At 47.1% G+C, this 16,450-nt stretch carries 11 protein-coding genes and 1 pseudogene; 5 read left to right on the forward strand and 7 right to left on the reverse strand.

What is annotated here, in order from left to right; all coding sequences use genetic code 11:
• Positions 1–355 precede the first annotated feature (355 nt).
• Positions 356–2,050 carry a B12-binding domain-containing radical SAM protein gene (locus E5355_RS04470; protein WP_136009346.1) on the reverse strand — a complete coding sequence of 565 codons (1,695 nt, stop codon included), beginning with the start codon at positions 2,048–2,050 and terminating at the stop codon, positions 356–358.
• Between the two features lie 193 nt (positions 2,051–2,243).
• Between E5355_RS04470 and E5355_RS19335 the strand changes: the two genes are divergently transcribed.
• The 4 genes and pseudogenes from E5355_RS19335 (at position 2,244) to E5355_RS04485 (ending at position 6,436) form a co-directional block, all read left to right on the forward strand.
• A complete protein-coding gene (locus E5355_RS19335) occupies positions 2,244–2,423 on the forward strand; it encodes a hypothetical protein (RefSeq protein ID WP_168354273.1) in 180 nt (59 codons plus the stop codon).
• Between the two features lie 70 nt (positions 2,424–2,493).
• Positions 2,494–2,616: pseudogene (locus tag E5355_RS20300) on the forward strand (transposase); the annotation flags it as partial.
• Between the two features lie 106 nt (positions 2,617–2,722).
• On the forward strand, positions 2,723–4,393 hold the full coding sequence (locus E5355_RS04480) for a putative transporter (RefSeq protein ID WP_136009347.1): 1,671 nt from the start codon (positions 2,723–2,725) through the stop codon (positions 4,391–4,393).
• 54 nt (positions 4,394–4,447) lie between these two features.
• Positions 4,448–6,436 carry a fructose-1,6-bisphosphatase gene (locus tag E5355_RS04485; RefSeq protein WP_136009348.1) on the forward strand — a complete coding sequence of 663 codons (1,989 nt, stop codon included), beginning with the start codon at positions 4,448–4,450 and terminating at the stop codon, positions 6,434–6,436.
• 70 nt (positions 6,437–6,506) lie between these two features.
• Here E5355_RS04485 and E5355_RS04490 read toward each other — a convergent pair whose 3' ends face one another.
• The 6 genes from E5355_RS04490 to E5355_RS04515 form a co-directional block, all read right to left on the reverse strand.
• Positions 6,507–7,793: an LA_2272 family surface repeat-containing protein gene (locus tag E5355_RS04490; protein ID WP_136009349.1), complete on the reverse strand. Its 1,287-nt coding sequence runs from the start codon at positions 7,791–7,793 to the stop codon at positions 6,507–6,509.
• Positions 7,794–7,799: 6 nt separating this feature from the next.
• Positions 7,800–9,347: a sulfatase gene (locus E5355_RS04495; protein WP_136009350.1), complete on the reverse strand. Its 1,548-nt coding sequence runs from the start codon at positions 9,345–9,347 to the stop codon at positions 7,800–7,802.
• A gap of 54 nt (positions 9,348–9,401) precedes the next feature.
• Positions 9,402–11,060, reverse strand: a complete 1,659-nt coding sequence (locus E5355_RS04500) for a long-chain fatty acid--CoA ligase (protein WP_136009351.1) — start codon at positions 11,058–11,060, stop codon at positions 9,402–9,404.
• Between the two features lie 354 nt (positions 11,061–11,414).
• Positions 11,415–12,491, reverse strand: a complete 1,077-nt coding sequence (locus E5355_RS04505) for a GDP-L-fucose synthase family protein (protein WP_136009352.1) — start codon at positions 12,489–12,491, stop codon at positions 11,415–11,417.
• A 26-nt stretch (positions 12,492–12,517) separates the two neighbouring features.
• A complete protein-coding gene (gene gmd / locus E5355_RS04510; protein ID WP_136009353.1) occupies positions 12,518–13,594 on the reverse strand; it encodes a GDP-mannose 4,6-dehydratase in 1,077 nt (358 codons plus the stop codon).
• A gap of 75 nt (positions 13,595–13,669) precedes the next feature.
• Positions 13,670–14,830 (reverse strand): dicarboxylate/amino acid:cation symporter, encoded by a 1,161-nt coding sequence (locus tag E5355_RS04515; protein ID WP_136009354.1) that lies wholly within the window; start codon positions 14,828–14,830, stop codon positions 13,670–13,672.
• 128 nt (positions 14,831–14,958) lie between these two features.
• Here E5355_RS04515 and gnd point away from each other — a divergent pair, with 128 nt between their 5' ends.
• Positions 14,959–16,434, forward strand: a complete 1,476-nt coding sequence (gnd, locus tag E5355_RS04520) for a decarboxylating NADP(+)-dependent phosphogluconate dehydrogenase (protein ID WP_136009355.1) — start codon at positions 14,959–14,961, stop codon at positions 16,432–16,434.
• Positions 16,435–16,450 lie beyond the last annotated feature (16 nt).

Consider the following 16,450-nt stretch of genomic DNA (forward strand, 5'->3'; position numbering starts at 1 on the left):
GTTCAATGCCTAACATTGAAATAAATCATTGCATGAGGAAAATATTGTGGCATAGCACTTACGACTGCCTATCTGGGATGTTGCTAAGTTGGCATTAAAGGATAGCCAGTCGAACCTGCGACCAAACTGCTAACGATACCGTTGTATTAAATCTAAATATTGGTCAAGTTCGTTCTGATTCATTTTTTTCAGGATGTAGGAGCCCTTAATATAATGGATTGGGAGGGCTTGACCTAATTCTATCTGTTAATTCAAAACCTAACGAACTATTGTAACAAGGAAATATTAAAATGTATGCTAAAATGGCTGTCATCAAAATAAAAAAAGAATGCTTCTTGTATCTTTTATATTTATATCAAGAATTCTTATCTGTGTTAATCTGCATTGATTGTGTATTTTGATGCCTCTCCATTATTCCTTTGGCTTTGAATACAGGTTCTGCTTTTTGTATTTCCGACTCGAAACCGAACCAATAGCCATTTTGGGTATTGTCATCAATGGGTAGAAAACATAAGCGGAGGCTTTCTTTGTAGTTCCCATAAATGACTTCCCAATATTTTGGCGGTATCTGGCGTTTGGTCTTGATTTTCTCTGCTGGTTTTTTCTTTAATGACATGCCTGCTTCTATCCAAGCAATGGTGACCATGATTTGATGGGCCGGATAATGTATACTGCAGAATTCATAGAGTACAAGGCCTCGTTTTTCCAAGCTCATGGGCTGGTCTATAAGATTTTTATCGATTAAAAATTTCAGGAAACGGTGTAGGAAGTCGTTCTCATCTAGAATCAGCTTACGGGTGATGGCTTGCCAAGCAGTTGTGTTATAGAATCCGTCCAGAAGACGTGACAGTTGCCGGGCTGTCTGAAGCTCGTTGACACTGATTTCATTTGTTTGAAGAACTTCATAAGGGGGAAGAGGGGAATATCGGATGCCTAGTTCTTCAGCTCTTCTTCTCATTTCTGTGCCGGGAAGTAACTTCAGGGATTCAAGCTGTATTTCGCCGGCATTGTATCCGGCAAGTGTACGCACATCCTCAAATATTTCGGATAGGCGGTATAGAGGCAATCCGGCAATGAGGTCGGCATGCGTCTCCATATTGGGTAGAGAACATAGGAAACGAAGACCTTGCAGTGAATCTTCCAGGCTTCCCATCCGACGGCTTTTCTGGAGGACCGGTTCGCGCAAGCTTTGAATACCGGCTTCGAGATGGAGCAATCCTTCAGGCAGCTTTTCCAATTCACTTTTCAGTTCTTCGGACAATAGCGCAGGATGCATTTCCAAATGAAAGCATATATCCGGGTAGAATTCCAGGAAAAGCTGGAGCAATTCTTTAGCACGGTGCGGATTATAATTAAAAGTACGGTCGAGGACACGCACGTTTTTTATTCCATGGCTGCGGATAATCAGAAGACGTTCACGGATACTTTCAATGGACAGTGTGCGCACCGGTTTTTCTCCGCCGCTGACGCAGAATGCGCATGTATTGAAACAGCCCCGGGTAGTCTCCAGTTGTATGAATGGTTTGCTCCAGTTGAAGAAACAGCTTTTTTCCGGTGGCACGAGCCGGGCAAAGTCAAGGACACGGGCTATGCCGTTGTCTATATATTGCTTTTGAGGATTCATATAGCAAAGCCCCGGAATATCGTCCCATTTTTCCGGTTGGTTCCAGCAAGCCAGCCATTGGGGGAATACTTCTTCTCCTTCTCCTCTGAACACGCAGTTGACGAAAGGATTTTTACGCAGAAAATCTTCATTGTCTCCCAAGAATTCAGGTCCACCCAAAACGAAACAGCTATTGGGGAGCAATGCTTTTAATCTTGCTGTGATGTGCAGCAGCTGTTCATGGTTGAACAACCATGCTGTTGCTGAAATGATGTCGGGGTGGTGTCGATATATTTCGTCAACAATCATTCCTATGTTTTCATTGATGGTGGCAGATACAATCTCCCATTTAATAGAATTGTTCTTGGCTACTTGCGCATGCAGTGCTGGGAGTGCCAATGAAGAGTGTGCATATGAACTGTTGAGGTCTATCCAAAGAATTTTCATGTCTGATTGAATTTCGTTGAGCAAATTTACATATAAATTGCTAGATTTCTATACTGAGCAGAATAAAAAGGTTAAGCCTGCCACAAATTATCTGTCATTGATACCGTGCTTTATGTACAATTATTAGTAAATAGAGGGTGTAAACAATAAGACCCCATATAGAGAGTTGGCTGAATGTTTGCTGCCCAAAGAAATGGTTGAATACTTTGGTCTTGTCTACTTTGACAAAACCAAAGAGACGTTAGATGTTACGCTGGAAGAGCATGATGACGGAGTTGACGGCTACAAGCCCGGACAGCTTTGTCCGAACGGTTTCCACGAGAAAAGCTTCGTGCGTGATTATCCGGTCAGAGGATGCAAAATCCACACTTGACCTTTCTGATTCAATGCGTAAGATTGTCCGTACGGCTTTCTCTAAAGCCAGTCGCGTCATTGATTGATTATCCGATGCCATGGCTGAGTCATTCAATGTTAAAATCAAACTATTCTACGCTAATTTAAGAGGTGTAGCCGACAAGAAGTTCTTTCTGTTCCGTATCGCAAATCTATATGATTATCCCCACTGATTTGCTACTGACTCTGTACTTTCGTATAAAAAATGAATGAGTTCATTTTATTTTGCATTTCGTTTGCACTATCTTTGCAGCCTGAAACAGTAAAATAGAATGCACATTGGATTGGCTATATAGTTTATTTGTTGAGCACTCCGCCTTGCAGGCGGTTGTGGTACTCTCGCTGATTTCCGCTATCGGATTGGGATTGGGGAAGATACATGTTTGTGGCATTTCATTGGGAGTGACGTTTGTATTCTTTGCCGGCATCATTGCCGGGCATTTCGGGTTGTCCATAGACCCGCAGATGCTGAATTATGCGGAAAGCTTCGGGCTGGTGATATTTGTATATGCCTTGGGTTTGCAGGTGGGACCGGGCTTTTTTAGCTCTTTCCGTAAAGGAGGGCTACAATTGAATATGCTTGCTGCAGGGGTAGTATTCATCGGCACACTGCTGACTGTATTGGGCAGCTATGGATTTGGAGTATCCTTGCCGGACATGGTGGGCATACTTTGTGGTGCCACGACAAACACACCGGCACTCGGTGCGGCACAGCAGACATTGAAACAGATGGGATTGGAGACCAGTACGCCTGCTTTGGGGTGTGCGGTAGCATATCCGTTGGGGGTGGTAGGAGTCATTCTAGCCCTACTGTTCATCCGTAAGACGCTGGCACATAAGGAAGATTTGGAATTGAAAGAGAAGGATGACGTGAACAAGCCTTACATTGTTGCGTTCCAGGTGCACAATCCTGCCATCTTTAACAAGAGTATCAAGGAAATAGGCGGGCTGAACAGTTATCCGAAGTTCGTGATTTCCCGCTTGTGGCGGGATGGGAATGTGAGTATACCTATTTCGGAAAAGATTATAAAGGAAGGTGACCGTCTGCTGGTGATTACCTCGGAGAAAAATACGCCAGCCCTGACCGTGCTTTTCGGCGAGCAGGAGAATACCGATTGGAACAAGGAAGATATAGACTGGAATGCTATAGATAGCCAGTTGATTTCGCAACGTATCGTGGTGACGCGTCCGGAACTGAACGGCAAGAAGCTGGGCTCTCTTCATCTGCGTAATCATTACGGTATCAATATTAGCCGGGTTTATCGTAGCGGCGTGCAGTTGCTGGCTACGGCGGAGTTGACCTTGCAATTGGGTGATCGCCTGACCGTAGTGGGCGAAGCTGCTGCCATACAAAATGTGGAGAAGGTGCTGGGAAATGCTGTGAGAAGCTTGAAGGAACCGAACTTGGTGGCGGTATTTATCGGCATTGTCATAGGTTTGGCTTTGGGGGCAATTCCTATTTCCATTCCCGGTATCAGTGCTCCCGTGCGGCTTGGACTGGCAGGAGGTCCTATCATCGTAGGTATTCTTATCGGGACATTCGGTCCGAGGATGCACATGGTGACCTATACTACGCGCAGTGCGAACCTGATGCTCCGTGCATTGGGATTGTCTCTTTATCTGGCTTGCCTGGGACTGGATGCGGGTGCCCATTTCTTCGATACGGTATTCCGGCCGGAAGGACTGTTATGGATTGGCACAGGCTTTGCATTGACTGTGGTTCCGGTATTGATTATGGGTATCGTCACTTTCAAGTGGCTGAAGATAGATTTCGGAACAATGGCAGGTATGTTGTGCGGAAGCATGGCAAACCCCATGGCGCTAAACTACGCCAACGACACCATTCCGGGAGACAATCCGTCAGTGGCATACGCTACGGTTTATCCGATGTGCATGTTTCTACGGGTAATCATAGCCCAAGTGCTTCTCATGTTTTTCATTAATGGATAACGGATACTGGGGAATGAAGGACATTATCAATTATCAACTATCAATTAAATAACTATGGGAAATATAACTCCGGAAAGTATTGTTAATGACTTGCGTTATTTGCAATTATTATCACGTAGTTTTCCTACCATTGCTGATGCCAGTACGGAAATCATCAATCTGGAGGCTATTCTGAATCTGCCGAAAGGTACAGAGCATTTTCTGACGGATATTCATGGCGAGTATGAGGCTTTTCAACATGTGCTGAAGAATGCATCGGGGGCAGTGAAACGTAAGGTGAACGAAATATTCGGGCATACACTGCGCGAAAGTGAGAAGAAGGAAATCTGTACGTTAATTTATTATCCGGAAGAGAAGTTGCAACTTATCAAGGAGCAGGAAAAAGACTTGGATGACTGGTATTTGATAACTCTGAACCAGTTGGTAAAAGTATGCCAGAACGTTTCGTCCAAATATACCCGTTCGAAAGTACGCAAGGCACTTCCGGCAGAGTTCTCATATATCATTCAAGAGTTGTTGCACGAATCGAGCATTGAACCCAACAAACATGCCTATATCAATGTCATAATCAGTACCATTATCTCTACGAAGCGTGCGGATGACTTTATTGTGGCGATGTGCAACCTTATCCAGCGTCTGACCATCGACTCGCTGCATATAGTGGGCGATATATACGACCGCGGACCGGGTGCGCATATTATCATGGATACTCTCTGCGATTATCATAATTTCGATATTCAATGGGGTAACCACGATATTCTGTGGATGGGTGCCGCATCGGGTAATGATGCCTGTATTGCCAACGTAATCCGTATGTCGATGCGTTATGCCAATTTGGCTACGCTGGAGGATGGTTATGGCATCAATCTGTTGCCGCTTGCGACGTTTGCCATGGATACCTATGCGGATGACCCTTGTACCATTTTCGCACCGAAAATGAACTTTGCCGATGCGGAATACAATGAGAAGACCTTACGGCTGATTACACAGATGCACAAGGCGATTACGGTTATCCAGTTGAAATTGGAAGCGGAAATCATCAGCCGTCGTCCTGAATTCGGTATGGAGAACCGGAAACTGCTGCATCTGGTGGACTTCGAGCGTGGCGTGTTTGTATACGAAGGCAAGGAGTATCCGTTGCGCGATGTGAATTTTCCTACCATAGACCCGGCGGATCCGTATCGGCTGTCGGACGAAGAGCGCGAATTGGTGCACCGGATTCATTCTTCTTTCATGAACAGTGAGAAAATGAAGAAGCACATGCGTTGCTTGTTTACGTATGGCGGCATGTATCTGGTGTGTAACAGTAATCTACTTTATCACGCTTCCGTGCCTCTGAATGCAGATGGAAGTTTCAAGCATGTTCACATCGGCAAAAAGGAATATTGGGGACACAAGTTGCTGCAAAAGACCGACCAGCTGATACGTACCGCTTATTTTGACGAGGATGGTTCGGAAGAGAAACAGTTTGCACTGGATTATGTATGGTACATGTGGTGCGGACCGGATGCCCCTTCCTTCGATAAAGATAAGATGGCTACTTTTGAACGCTATTTTGTGGCCGACACAACATTGCATAAAGAGACGAAAGGACATTACTATACCCTACGCAATGAGGCAGCGGTGTGTGACCGCATTCTTGAAGAGTTCGGTGTGAGGCCGGGACCACACTCGCATATCATCAACGGGCATGTGCCGGTAAAGACCATTAAGGGCGAAAAACCTATCAAAGCGGATGGTAAGCTGCTGGTGATTGACGGTGGTTTCTCAAAAGCCTATCAGCCGGAAACGGGAATTGCGGGATATACGCTGGTATATCATTCCCACGGCTTACAGCTGGTACAGCATGAACCGTTTCAAAGTCGTCAGAAAGCTATTGAAGAAGGGCAGGACATAAAGTCTACAACACTGGTTGTCGAATTCAATTCGCAGCGTATGATGGTAAAGGATACGGACAAGGGGAGTGAACTTGTTACGCAGATTCAGGATTTGATGAAGTTGCTGGTGGCATATAGGACGGGGCTGATTAAGGAGAAACAATAATTGGGGGATTAAGGATGAGGGCTTGCTGTTCATCGTTTACCCCTAATCCTTATCCCTTTATCCCTATCTCTTATAATTTCAGTATCGTTGCTCCGCCCTCCACAATGATGCCTTTGTCATAGGTTTTCCCTTGGGTGTAGTAGCGGCTGCCGCCATAACCGCCAGTGAGGAATAAGCCAAAGCGGTCGGTCAGGTGGTATTCTAGATTGACACGTGCTTGGAGGGCATAGAGACGTGCCGGAATGCCGTAGTTTTTGTTTTTGAAGGTTTCTATATGTTGGTATCCCAAATCTCCGCTGATGAACAGCTGTTTGTAGAGCGGTAATTCAAGACCGGCACGGTAGAAGAGGGCAGCGGAAAACTTGTCGCCAAAATCCAGATAATGGGTACCGCCACCGAGGATGGTATAGAAGAGCCGGTTCTTGAAACGGGTACCCACATTCAGCTTGGTGGCATTACCACCAAACAACATCAGTTGAACTTTCGTTTGGGGATTGGCATTGACTAATCCCAATTGGAAACCGTCTAATTTTTCTTTGTAGTAGTTGAATAGCCCTATTTGAAGCCCTTGGGCACGTATAGCCATATTGGCAGCACCTATTTGCAATCCTTGGGCTGTACCTCCCACCACATTGCCCAGGCCGGAAACCTGAACACCGGTCATATCTCCGGCAGTGATGTTGGCAAAGGCGGACATTTGCATGCCATTCAAGTCTTCACCGACTACACTTAGCAGGCCGGCTCCTGAAAAACCTTTGAAATTTCCGCCGGAAATACTGGCGAGTCCGGCAAAGTGTATACCGGAAGCACCTTCTCCGCTGATATTCAACAAGCCGCCTATGGAGGCACCGCGATTATAGTCCCCACTGATGTTTGCCAGACCGGAAATGATGACGCCTTGCGCATGATTTCCGGTGATACCTACCAGTCCCGAGACGGATACTCCGATAAGGTTGTTGCCATTGATGTTGGTAATTCCCGCTATCTGCATGCCTCGCATGCTTCCCCCCACCATATTTGACAGACCTGCCATCTGCATACCGTTTACATTTCTGCCGGTTACACTGCCAAGAATATTCATGCCGAGGCCATTCAGACGGTTCATGGAGGAAAACACACCAAGATTGAAGCAGGTGCTTCCTACGGTATCAGTCCGCTGTGTAGAGATGTTTTTCCATAGGGAGATATTGATACCTACCGGACTATGGTCTGTTCGTGAAGAGTGTTGTTTTCGGAAAGTATTTTCAGAGGATTTTTGAATTGTGTCCGGCTGTACGCTGCCCGGATTATGTTCTTGGGCAAGAGTTGTCCCTGCAAAAAGCAGGGACATAAGGAGGAGTGAAAGGTTTCGTTTCATACTTTTTTATATTTCGTCCGGCCAGGGAACTGGTTGGCGGGTGGCACGCAACAGAGGGCGCTGCGCATTCACAGACCGGAGGTAATTACTTAGTTTTCGTGATAACTCTTTGACAACTTCAGGCTTTTCTTGGGCCATATCATGCTTTTCACTGATGTCAGCGGGGATGTTGAAAAGTTCTCGTCTACCGTCACCGAAATAGTACACCAGTTTCCACTCGCCCGAACGGATGGAGCAAGTGGCTCCAATGCCCGGACCGGAAGGCCCCCAACTATTGGGATAATGCCAGTAGATATCACGCTTTTTCATTTCACCTTTTCCGGTGAGCAGCGGCATAAAACTGATACCGTCGCGTTGTTGTACAGTTGTATAGTTGTCGACGCCTGCCATCTCAAGGATGGTGGGGAAAAAGTCCTCTATCATCAGATAATGGTCGCATTGGGTTTGGGGAGCCACGATGCCCGGCCAGCGGACAATCATCGGTTCACGTATGCCTCCTTCGTAGGCAGAGCCTTTGCCGCTGTTGAGCGGATAGTTCTGGACATGTAGTTGTCCGGTACGGGTGTGGGCCGCCAAGCCGCCATTGTCGGACATGAAGATGAGGATAGTGTTTTCCGTCAGGTTGTTTTTGTCCAGATAGTCCATGATGTCTCCCAGGCTTTTGTCCATGCCCTCAATGAGAGTGGCGTAGGCAGCTTCTACTGGAGAAAGGCCTTTGTCCAGATATTTCTGGTAAAAACGCATGTCAGGTTGTATAGGGGTATGGATGGCATAGTGTGCCATGTATAGAAAGAACGGCTTGTCAGTCTGCTGTGCATTATCCAGTGCCTTCATGGCCTCTATGGTAAGGGCTTCACTTAGGAAAGTGTCGGTGCCATAATATTTCTCCAGACCGGGTACGGCAGCTAGGGGGCTTCTACCGTCTGTTCTATTGCCGAAATTCTCCTGGCCATAGTAACTGGCAGGTGAACCGGCGGCATGTCCGGCTATGTTCACCTCAAACCCCATTTTCAACGGGTCAGCTCCGGGAGTGCCTTCAGCACCGAAGTGGGCTTTTCCGCAATGAATGGTATGATAGCCGTGGGCTTTGAGCACTTCGGCCAGGGAGGTGACTTGTGTAGTCCGTTCCACGCCCGGCTCTTGACAAATGCCGTTAACGTTCCATTCCGGATAAATCATGACCGAGTCCGGTTGTTCATGGGTAGTGTTCTTACGGAGAGTCCAACTGGTAACTCGGTGCCTAGCGGCATTCATTCCCGTAAAAAGGCTGACACGCGTAGGTGAACTGATGCTGCATGCATAGGCCTGCGTAAACATTTTGCCTTGTGTGGCCATTCGTTCCATATTAGGAGTATGGTACGTATCGTTGTACTTGGTACGCTGCGTCCAAAAGGAGAGGGAGGTGTCTTGCCATCCCATGTCGTCCACTAGGAACAGAATGATGTTCGGTTGCTCTTCTGGAGCAGGTACAACATCCCCAGACGGCATGCCATACGCTTCTCCCGCCATTCCGCATATTGGAAGCATGGCGGATAATAATAATTCGTTTCCCATTTGGATAATAATTTAGAAAGGGTTGGATAGCTTGTTGTTCAATGCCTTTTTACGTTATTCTTTGGCCTCCTGATATAAGAAGCGCTTGATAGATTTTTTCGGCGTTTTTTCAAATTCTTCAGGATAGATTTTCATCTTGAATATTTGGCTGTATGTGGGCAGTTCTGCATTCAGCGCCACACGATTTTCTTCCATGACGCGTTCGATGTCGTCATTGCTCAGACCATGGGCAAAGGCATCATCGAAGTCGGGGTACACCAGACCTACAAGTTTCTCATTTTGCTGCACGATGATGCTTTCGGCCACATACGGCATATTGTTCAGCTTGTCTTCTATTTCTTCCGGGTAGATATTCTGACCGCTTGGGCCGAGGAGCATGTTCTTGCTGCGTCCCTTGATGGTTATGTTGCCTTCAGCATCCATTAGGGCAAGGTCTCCGGTGTGCAGCCAGCCGTCTTTGTCAAGTACCTGCATGGTGGCTTCTTCGTTCTTGTAGTAACCCAACATTACATTGTGGCCACGGCAGACGATTTCTCCCGGAATATTTTCGGGGTCGGGTGAGAGAATTTTCACTTCCATGCGCGGTGCGGCCTTTCCGCAGGAACCGGATTTGAAGCGAGTCCAATCCTCGTAACAGATGATGGGACCACATTCCGTCATTCCATAGCCTACCGTATAGGGGAAATCTATCATCTTTAGGAACTGCTCCACTTCCTGATTGAAGGCAGCTCCTCCTACAATTATTTCTGCAAAGTTACCGCCAAAGGCCTGTATCATTTGTTCACGTACGGTCGCTTTTATCTTGTCGTTAATGATGGGTACTTTCAGTAACAGTTTCATGGCAGGAGTTTCCAGCTTGGGCAGTACACTCTTCTTTATAATCTTTTCGATAATGAGCGGGACAGCCACAATCAGGTTAGGCCTCACTTCGGTGAAAGCTTGGAAAATAATTTTTGGGCTGGGCATGCGGGTGAGGAAGAAGATGTGGCAACCTACGGCGAATTCATACAGAAACTCGAATGCAAGTCCGTACATGTGCGCCATTGGCAACATGGAGACAATCTTGTCACCGGATTTTAGCGGCAATACTTCGAAAGCGAAAGTGGTATTTGACCACAAGCTGCGGTAGGGTAGCATCACTCCTTTGGAATAACTAGTGGTGCCGGATGTATAGTTGATGACTGCCAGTTCGTCGGGCTGGTCCTTGTGGTAACCGACATGTTCCTTGCGGAAGTTCTTGGGGTATTTCCTGCCGAACATCTCGTTGAGATGTTCTCGGGCATAGTCCAACTTTTCGCTACGGGAGACAAGGATGTAGAAGTCTGTCATCATCATGATACCCTCCAGTAGCGGCATGGCACTTTCATTGAGGTTCTCCCAAACCTGATCGCCTACAAAAAGCAGTTTGGCTTCGGAATGGTTCACGATGTTGTGTATATTGTCTGCCTTGAATTCGTGAAGGATGGGGACGATTACCGCGCCGTAGGTCAATGTTGCGAGGAACGTTACCCCCCAGTGGGAACTGTTGCGGCCACAAACGGCAATCTTATCGCCTTTCTTGATGCCGCTTGCCTCAAAAATAATATGCAACTTTTCTATTTTCCGGGCTACGTCCTTATATTGCAGGGTTGCTCCCTTGTAATCGGTCAGAGCATCTAAATCCCAATTATTCTTTATACTATTCTCTATATAAGTGATAAAACTTTGTTCCATGATATTAATTGCACATTTAGTTGAAGATTGTGCAAATATAAGAGTTTATATATAGAAAGCAAATTTTTATAAGGAAAATAGCTCTTTATGCACACGGCTTTTTCATTTGCAGAAGTTAGAGAGAGTTGTTACTTCGCTCTGTTAGTAGTTAAAGGACTGGACTGGGACAAACACACCGGATTTTTTGTTTGTATCTGCTATGGAATGAGATAAACGGCCTTCCTACCGAGTTATTTAGGTTCAGAAGGCCGTGATATGGCAAGTCCGTTGAATTGTCTGAATTTTTGTAAAAGAATCTCCATGCGTTTAAAAAGGGGATTTATGAGTTTTCTTAGAAAAAAGGCGAAGGGATAATCATCCCTTCAAATACCAGTTGTACATACGTTGTACGCCTTCTTCAATGTCAATCTTATGATGCCAGCCCAATGCATGTAGTTTGCCGGGATCAGTCAGTTTGCGCATGGTTCCATCTGGTTTGGAGGTATCGAAAGCCAAACGGCCTTGATAGCCTACGGTGTTTACAATCAGCTCTGCCAATTGGCGGATGGTGATTTCTTTTCCCGTACCAATATTGATGTGGCAGTTGCGGATTTCCTTGTCGTCCGGATTGAAGGTATCCTTGAAGTTGACGTGCTCCATGACGAAGACGCTGGCATCTGCCATCTCCTCGCTCCAGAGGAATTCGCGCAAGGGGGTGCCAGTACCCCATAATTTCACTTCTTCTTCGCTGATGCCGTATTTCTGGAGAATATTCAGAATGTCCTCTTTGCTGCTGTCGCCGTTGATGCCTTCCACCGGACGCAAGTTCATGTCGTGGCGTACGGCATCCCAGTCACCTTGTTTCAGGTGGTGGGCAAGGTGTATCTTGCGTATCATGGCGGGGAGTACGTGGCTGCGTTCCAAGTCGAAATTGTCGTTGGGGCCATAAAGGTTGGTGGGCATCACGGCAATGTAGTTCGTACTGTACTGAAGATTGAAGCTTTCGCACATTTTCAGTCCGGCTATTTTGGCAATGGCATAGGGCTCGTTGGTGTATTCCAGCGGAGAGGTGAGGAGTGCGTCTTCCTTCATCGGCTGTTCGGTGTCACGGGGATAGATGCAGGTACTACCCAGAAAGAGGAGCTTTTTCACTCCGTGACGGAAACTTTCGCCGATGACATTCTGCTGTATCTGCAGGTTCTTGTAGATAAAATCGGCACGATAGATATTATTGGCCATGATGCCGCCCACAAAGGCGGCGGCAAGGAATACATATTCAGGCTGCTCCTCGTCGAAGAAGCGGCGTACGGCAACTCCGTCGAGCAAATCGAGCTCTTTGTGGGTCTTGCCGACGAGGTTGGTATATCCTTTCTCCTGAAGATTCTTCCAGATGGCAGAACCTACCAACCCCCGGTGGCCTGCTACATATATTTTGGCATTTTTGTCTAACATTGTTATCTGAAAATTTGTTTGGCCATTCAAAGCTCTTTGCTTCTTAAATACAACTTTTTCACGAATTTCATGTCGTGCTCTACCATGATGCGTACCAACTCTTCAAAACTGGTCCGCTTCGGGTTCCATCCTAGCAATGTTCTTGCTTTGGTGGGGTCTCCCAGTAACTGTTCCACTTCGGCAGGCCGGAAATATTTTGGGTCGACTTCCACGAGGACTTTGCCGGTCTGTGTGTCGATACCTTTCTCGTTCACTCCCTGCTCTTCCCAGCGTAGAGTGATGCCTGCCTCCCGGAATGCAAGCGTCGCAAATTCGCGTACGGTGTGCATCTCTCCGGTGGCAATGACGAAGTCTTCGGGAGTGTCGTGCTGTAGGATGAGCCACATGCACTCTATGTAGTCTTTGGCATACCCCCAGTCGCGCCGGGCATCCAGATTGCCTAAATACAGCTTGTCTTGAAGACCTTGAGCGATGCGGGCGGCCGCCAGTGTGATTTTTCTTGTCACAAAGGTTTCACCGCGACGTTCGCTCTCGTGGTTGAAGAGTATGCCGTTTACGGCAAACATGCCATAGCTTTCGCGATAGTTTTTTGTAATCCAAAAGCCATACTGTTTGGCTACGCCATAGGGGCTGCGGGGATAGAACGGGGTCGTTTCGCTTTGCGGCACTTCCTGCACTTTCCCAAAGAGCTCGGAAGTGGAGGCCTGGTAGATGCGTGTCTTCTTCTCCATACCGAGGATGCGTACGGCTTCGAGCATGCGCAAGGTACCTACAGCATCGGTTTCGGCGGTATATTCGGGCACGTCGAAGGATACTTTGACATGGCTTTGGGCGGCAAGATTATATATTTCGTCCGGTTGCACACTCTGGATGATGCGAATCAGAGAACTGGAGTCCGTCATGTCTCCATAGTGCAGATTGATGGTACGTTTCTGTTTCATGTCGCGTACCCATTCATCGAAGTAGAGGTGCTCAATGCGGCCGGTGTTGAAGGAGGAAGAGCGACGCAGGATACCGTGCACTTCATATCCTTTCTGTAGGAGGAATTCGGCAAGGAACGAACCGTCTTGCCCGGTAATGCCGGAGATAAGAGCTTTCTTCATAATGTATGCTTTTTGTTATTATGTCTTTTTCAGACTGCAATATTCGCTATTTTTCACGAGATGGCAAAATATAAACTATTTCTTTCCCATCACTTTGTCGATAATCAATGCAATTGCTCCGTCGCCTGTAACATTGCAGGCTGTGCCGAAGCTGTCCATCGCTATGTATAGCGCAATCATCAGTGCTTGTGCCGACTCGTCAAAGCCCAGCATGGATTGCAGAATGCCCAGTGATGCCATGATGGCACCTCCCGGTACTCCCGGAGCGGCCACCATAGTGATGCCCAGCATGAAGATGAAGCCTGCAAATAGAGAGAAATCATGGGGCATGCCTTGCATTATCATCAGTGCCAGGGCACATGCCACAATCTTCAATGTACTACCCGACAAATGGATTGTGGCGCAAAGTGGGATGACGAATCCGGCGATGTCGGCAGAGGCACCGTTTTTCCGGGTCTGCTCCAGCGTTACGGGGATAGTGGCGGCACTGGATTGAGTGCCCAGCGCCATGAAGTAGGCAGGCATCATCCGTCCCAATAGCTTGAGAGGGTTTTTGTGGACAAACAGTGCCGCAATGCTATATTGGAATATCAGGAGGAAGATGTGAAGCAGGAAGATTACACCGATTATCTTAATAAATACCATCAGGATACCGAATACTTGCCCGTTGTGTGTCATGTTGAGGAAAATACCGAAAATATAGATGGGAAGCAGTGGTAATATCACTGCACTGATTGTGCGGATGATAATTTCTCGAAAATCGCGCGCCGCATTTTTCAGCACCTCACTTTTCAGTTGTGCCAAGCCCAGTCCCAGCGTGAAGGCAAGTACGAGTGCGGTCATTACATTCATCAACGGTGGGATGCCCACTGAAAAATAGGGAAGGATACCTTGCGACTCGCTGATTTTTTCCAACGGCACTCCGGGGGCTATCAGGGAAGGGAATACTGTCATGCCGGTGAAGTAGGAGAGAAAACCGGAGAACAAGGTGGCTCCGTAAGCGATGAGCGCCGTAATCACCAGCATCCGCCCGGCCCCTTTGCCGATGTCGGCAATGGCAATCGTGACCAGTCCCACAATGATGAGGGGAATGCAGAAGTTCAGGAATTCACTGAAAATAGCATTGAATGTTACGAACAACCGCACCAGCGAAGCGGGTAGGAAATTTCCAAAAAGTATACCTGAAATAATGGCAATGATGATGCGTGGCAATAGTCCGATGTGGAAGTTCTTCATAGGCATTGGTTTTCTGTCTGGTTGAAAAATAGGCTTTCGCTGGCAAAAGTACTATTTTATTTTCGTAATTCATACGAACAAATGCTATTAGCATTTTGTTTCCATGGAAAAATAGAATTTGCATCAATATGGAAAATCTAAATAAAACAGACATTGGACTTGTCGGTCTAGCCGTGATGGGAGAGAATTTGGCTCTCAATATGGCAGATAGGGGATGGAATGTTTCGGTATATAATCGTACGGTTCCGGGAGTGGAAGAAGGAGTAGTGGTACGCTTTGTGAACGGCCGCGCCAAAGGGAAAAGCATTGAAGGCTATACAGACATAGCCGAATTCGTAACTTCCATTGCCACACCTCGCAAAATAATGATGATGGTTCGTGCCGGCAGTGCAGTGGATGAGCTGATGGAACAGCTGTTTCCCCATTTGTCCGAAGGGGATATCCTGATTGACGGTGGTAATTCCAATTATGAGGACACTAATCGGCGTGTGGCATTGGCCGAAAAGAAAGGCTTCCGTTTTGTGGGAACCGGAGTTTCCGGTGGAGAGGAAGGAGCGCTGAACGGTGCTTCTATCATGCCTGGAGGCTCTGAAAGTGCCTGGCCTGAGGTGAAACCTATCCTGCAGAGTATTGCGGCAAAAGCATCTGACGGTACTCCGTGTTGCCAGTGGATTGGTCCTGCCGGTTCGGGTCATTTTGTCAAGATGATACATAACGGTATCGAATATGGAGATATGCAGCTCATTGCCGAAGCTTATTGGGTGATGAAGAATCTGCTGGGGTTGGACAATGGACAGATGGCGGAAATCTTTGCTGATTGGAATGAGGGTAAGTTGCGTAGCTATCTCATTGAAATTACTGCCAATATACTGCGTCATAAGGACAGATCGGGAGGTTACTTGATAGACAAGATATTGGATACCGCCGGACAGAAAGGTACGGGTAAGTGGTCTGTCATTAATGCAATGGAGCTGGGCATGCCGTTGGGGCTGATTGCTACGGCTGTGTTCGAACGTAGTTTATCGGTACAGAAAGGTCTGCGCGAAACGGCTTCCAAGCAATTTGTATGCCGACGCTCGCAGGCGGTGTACAACAAGTCGGAGATGGTGAAGGATATCTATTCCGCACTCTATGCTTCCAAATTAGTGTCATACGCCCAAGGATTCGCCGTGTTGCAGCGTGCATCCGACGCTTTTGCCTGGAACCTCGATTTGGCATCCATCGCACGCATGTGGCGGGGCGGCTGCATCATCCGTAGTATTTTCCTGAACGACATAGCCACGGCTTTCGAGGCAAAAGACAAGCCCAAACATCTGCTGTTGGCTCCTTATTTCAAAAATGAAATGCAGCTGTTGCTTTCCGGCTGGAAACATCTGGTGGCACAATCCATGAAAGAGGAACTTCCGGTGCCTGCATTTTCGTCTGCCTTGAATTATTTCTATTCCCTGGTGTCTGTCAAGTTGCCTGCCAATATGATTCAGGCGCAACGTGACTATTTTGGTGCACATGCCTTTGAAAGGACAGACGAGTTGCGTGGACAGTTTTTCCATGAAAATTGGACGGGACACGGAGGAGACACGAAATCGGGTACGTACAATGTGTGAGAAAGGGAAGCGGATG

The organism is Bacteroides muris (ex Afrizal et al. 2022) (assembly GCF_004793475.1).
In the GTDB taxonomy this organism is placed as follows: Bacteria; Bacteroidota; Bacteroidia; order Bacteroidales; family Bacteroidaceae; genus Bacteroides; species Bacteroides muris.